Annotated in this window: 7 protein-coding genes; all 7 read right to left on the bottom strand. The window is 29.3% G+C overall.

Annotation, left to right across the window (positions count from 1 at the left end):
• Positions 1 to 223: 223 nt before the first annotated feature.
• On the bottom strand, positions 224 to 868 hold the full coding sequence (locus CDH49_RS15340; RefSeq protein ID WP_100616410.1) for a hypothetical protein: 645 nt from the start codon (positions 866 to 868) through the stop codon (positions 224 to 226).
• Positions 869 to 1,023: 155 nt separating this feature from the next.
• Positions 1,024 to 1,341 carry a type II toxin-antitoxin system RelE/ParE family toxin gene (locus tag CDH49_RS15335; protein ID WP_100616409.1) on the bottom strand — a complete coding sequence of 106 codons (318 nt, stop codon included), beginning with the start codon at positions 1,339 to 1,341 and terminating at the stop codon, positions 1,024 to 1,026.
• The gene (locus CDH49_RS15330; RefSeq protein WP_100616408.1) at positions 1,332 to 1,574 is read right to left on the bottom strand and encodes a hypothetical protein; all 243 of its coding nucleotides are present in this window, start codon (positions 1,572 to 1,574) and stop codon (positions 1,332 to 1,334) included. Before CDH49_RS15330 ends, CDH49_RS15335 begins: the two co-directional genes overlap by 10 nt.
• A gap of 228 nt (positions 1,575 to 1,802) precedes the next feature.
• Entirely contained in the window at positions 1,803 to 2,171 is a 369-nt protein-coding gene (locus tag CDH49_RS15325) for a hypothetical protein (protein ID WP_100616407.1), read from the bottom strand.
• A gap of 2 nt (positions 2,172 to 2,173) precedes the next feature.
• Positions 2,174 to 2,830 carry a hypothetical protein gene (locus CDH49_RS15320; protein ID WP_100616406.1) on the bottom strand — a complete coding sequence of 219 codons (657 nt, stop codon included), beginning with the start codon at positions 2,828 to 2,830 and terminating at the stop codon, positions 2,174 to 2,176.
• A gap of 148 nt (positions 2,831 to 2,978) precedes the next feature.
• On the bottom strand, positions 2,979 to 3,518 hold the full coding sequence (locus CDH49_RS15310) for a hypothetical protein (RefSeq protein ID WP_100616404.1): 540 nt from the start codon (positions 3,516 to 3,518) through the stop codon (positions 2,979 to 2,981).
• 157 nt (positions 3,519 to 3,675) lie between these two features.
• Positions 3,676 to 4,074, bottom strand: a 399-nt coding sequence (locus CDH49_RS15300; RefSeq protein WP_204524837.1) for a hypothetical protein, incomplete at its 5' end; no start/stop codon positions are given.

Raw genomic sequence — 4,074 nt, 5'->3', positions numbered from 1 at the left:
CCGTAATTCCACAATCCAATTCCGATTAGAATTAATATTATTCCACTAAATATTATCGTTTTTCTGTTCATTTCTCAAATTGCATACAACGTGTTCGTGTATGGAAAGTTGCGTGTTTGGGGGCTCGGATTTTCCGAAGGAAAATCGGAAGCCGGCAAACAAGCAACCAACTTTGTGCCAGCTAAAACTAGCAATTTTTTATACACGGTGTTGCCAGTAGTTTTTATTTTTTAAATATCATTTTTAAATCCGCAATTAAGTAGAATCCAACAAATCCAAAAGTTCCCAAAGCCAGAATATATTGTTCATTCGGGATTATTAGAAAGAAATTCAGTCCGATTAAAAAAATACAAAATGGATATGTAAATAACCTAATTAATGTATTTTTTAAAGACCATTCTTTTTCAGGATTCTTTTTCTCAATTTCTATGTCTAAAATCTCAAATATTTCGTCAAGTTGATTTTGTTTTTCGAAAAGATAAAGTTTACGAAAAACTGTTATAAAAACTAGCAAGAAAACCGACAAAATTAGAATTTGCAACCAATTTTCCAAAAAGCCAAAATCGGTTGAGAGATTGGTAACGACAAAGTATATAATTCCGATTAAAATTAATCCAACGATTGTTTTTCCTATTGGATTTAATTTATCCGTTATTCTCGTCAGTTGATTATTTGCGTTTAGTTCAAATGTGAAAATCGGATAGAAAGCCACATTCCAAATACTTTGTCTCCAAACTTTTATTTCATTCCGACCGATTTCTCCTTTTGGACGAAAATCACGAGAAAAAACATTCATTAAATGATTAAGAAAAGTGTCTTCTTTTCTCAATTCAATCAATTTTTCTATGTCTTTTTTTATGATTTCCAATGTTTTTTCAAATTACTGGCAACGTGTTCGTATATGATTTGTTGCGTGTTTAGGTACCTAATTTAGCAAATAGAAAACGAATAGAAAATCCGAGAGGATTTTCGTAAGTAGGCGAGGACTAGCAATAAATTATATACGGTGTTGGCAACTGGCTTTTATTTTTTCCGTTCTATTTTTATTGGGTTTTGTCGAGTATCAAAAACATCATTTATTTCAATTCTGTTCTCTTCATTGTTAATCCAATAAATGACTTTATAATTTTTATAGACTAAATATCTAAATTCTTGTTTTCTATTCTTTAGAAGTTCTTCAGCTTGCCCTATTTTTGGTTGTCTTTTTAGTTTTAAAGTCTCATTATAAATTCCGTTAACGAGTTTTTTTGCAATTCGGAATCCTGCTTTTTCTCGATAATATTCATAAATTTTTTCTAGTTCTTTTTGAGAAAAATCAGTCCAAAATAATTTTAATTCCATTTATCAATTTTGGCTTTTAATTCGCTAGATTCTATTAGTCGACCATTTATTGAGTCTTCCATAGATTTGTCAATTCGGGAATTAAATTCCTCAATTGACATTGGTTTAAAATCTCCATTATCAGAATTTTTGTTTTCTTTTCTAAGGATTTTTTCAAGTCGTGAAATTACATCTTCACTTTGAATCTTTAAAAACTCTTGAATAAGTTCCAGTTTTCTTGTTTGTAAATCCATTTTATTTGCTTTTTATCAAAGATACAAAATTATCAATTTGGTTATTAATTTTTCTTGAATTGACGGATTTCACAGCTTGTTGCCAACGTTTTCGTGTATGGAAAGTTGCGTGTCTGAGGGCGAGGATTTTCCGAAGGAAAATCGGAAGCCAGCAAACAGGCAACCAACTTTGTATTAGCTAAAAGTAGCAATTTTTTATACACGGTGTTGTGTTTAGTTATTGTTCTATTACTTTAAAAAGTCCGATAATTTATTATTTTGTGTCATTTCGTATGCTTGAGCAATGATATTTCTAAATTCTGAAGGCATATGGTTTTCAGGCATAGAATTTAATTCAGTTAAATTCATGTCATTTCCAACTAAATATTGCACTTGATTTTCCTTATCTATTATTAAAGTTACTATACATAAATTGTTTCTTTTTGATAATTTTTGAGCAATAATACCGTCTTTTGGTATCTCTACTTGAATACCAAAATTTGTACAATTTTCAGTTACTTTATCAAATTCAAGAGTAATATAAAGTCCGTTGATTATTTCTCCATCAATTTTATATCCAATTACTTTTCCGTTATCTTTTTCAATTCCTATTTCCATAATTATTTCAATGTTAATTCTAATCCCTTTATTAATTCGTTTGATTCATAAATTTCGGCAATATCTTTTAAACTACCGATTTTTAAAATTAGAGGTTCTATACTGTCTCGTTCAACATAAAATCTAAACTCTTTTTGATGTTCATATTCTAGAGGTTTTTGAAAAAGAGTTATTTTTCCATTTGTTTTCCTCGCATCGTAATATTTAACAAATCCGTGTCTGAATTTTAATTTTGAGTTATTCAGTTCCTGTTCAATTCTTTTAAAGAAAATTGGTAGGTTTTTAATCATTAAGCAATGAGAACCAAATTCAGAATTTCTATTGTCAATTTTGAATTGTAATGGATTTGGAAATCCTTGTGATGAAACCGCATATAGGCTATAAATATTACCAACGACTTCATCATAACTTTCTCTTATTTGCATTGAAATATATTTACCTTTATAATTGAGGCTTTTAATTTCAAAATCGCCTGATGGGAAATTACGTAGTTTAATTATTCCCTCGTAATTGTCTCCACGAAGTCCATTATCTTCTAATTTTCTAAAATGTTGAATTGAATTAAGAAAGACCGTTCCGTTTTCATACAAATCGTTGACATATTTCAATTCCCCGAATTTCAGAAATAATTTTATTGTATGTTCAGATGGTTCATTCATATAATTAAACACAACGTGTTCGTGTATGGAAAGTTGCGTGTTTGTGGGCGCGGATTTTCCGAAGGAAAATCGGAAGCCGGCAAACGCGCAATCAACTTTGTATTAGCTAAAACTAGCAATTTTTTATACACGGTGTTGTGTGTAGTTTTTATTTATTTAATTGTTCAATTTTCAGGTCAATTATTTTTCCTTTGTCAGTTACGCTTATATTAGATATTCTTAGTTCAGGATATTCGTAACCCATTATTACTTGGTCGCCAAAAGTTCCGTTTGTTATTTTTTCGAAAGAATAATTATATATAGAATCTTTAAAACTATCTAAAATAACTCTGTAATCAGTTCCTAGCCGTCCTAAATATTTGGTATTTACTTTATTTAAAATCAAAAAGATTTCTTTAAATTCCACACTTTGGTCAAAAGAAAAAATAGTGTCATTACTTTTTCCAATATAAATTGAGTCATAAGAAGTCAAGTTTATTTTGTAGAAATCAGTTTCGTCAACAGTGATTTTGGTCAAAGTGTCAATTTTAAATATAAAATCAGTCAACGTTCCAAATTGGTTTTTAGCTTGATTAAATTTTTTGCTTTTTAAAAAATCTGATTGAGTTAATTCCGTTTTCTTGGATTCCGATGTTGTTTTACAAGAACTCAGAATTATGAAAATCAGTAAGTAAATTGTCTTTTGCATTCTGTTTTTCAAATTACACACAACGTGTTCGTGTATGGAAAGTTGCGTGTTTGGTGGCGAGGATTTTCCGAAGGAAAATCGGAAGCCGGCAAACAAGCAACCAACTTTGTGTTAGCTAAAACTAGCAATTTTTTATACACGGTGTTGTGTGTAGTTTTTATTTATTTAATTGTTCAATTTTCAGGTCAATTATTTTTCCTTTGTCAGTTACGCTTATATTAGATATTCTTAGTTCAGGATATTCGTAACCCATTATTACTTGGTCGCCAAAAGTTCCGTTTGTTATTTTTTCGAAAGAATAATTATATATAGAATCTTTAAAACTATCTAAAATAACTCTGTAATCAGTTCCTAGCCGTCCTAAATATTTGGTATTTGCTTTATTTAAAATCAAAAAGATTTCTTTAAATTCCAAACTTTGGTCAAAAGAAAAAAGTGTGTCATTACTTTTTCCAATATAAATTGAGTCATAAGAAGTCAAGTTTATTTTGTAGAAATCAGTTTCGTCAACAGTGATTTTGGTCAAAGTGTCAATTTTAAATATAAAATCAGTCAA

The sequence above is a fragment of the Confluentibacter citreus genome (assembly GCF_002807055.1).
GTDB lineage: Bacteria > Bacteroidota > Bacteroidia > Flavobacteriales > Flavobacteriaceae > Confluentibacter > Confluentibacter citreus.
This window is presented reverse-complemented; position numbering and strand designations above follow the sequence as displayed.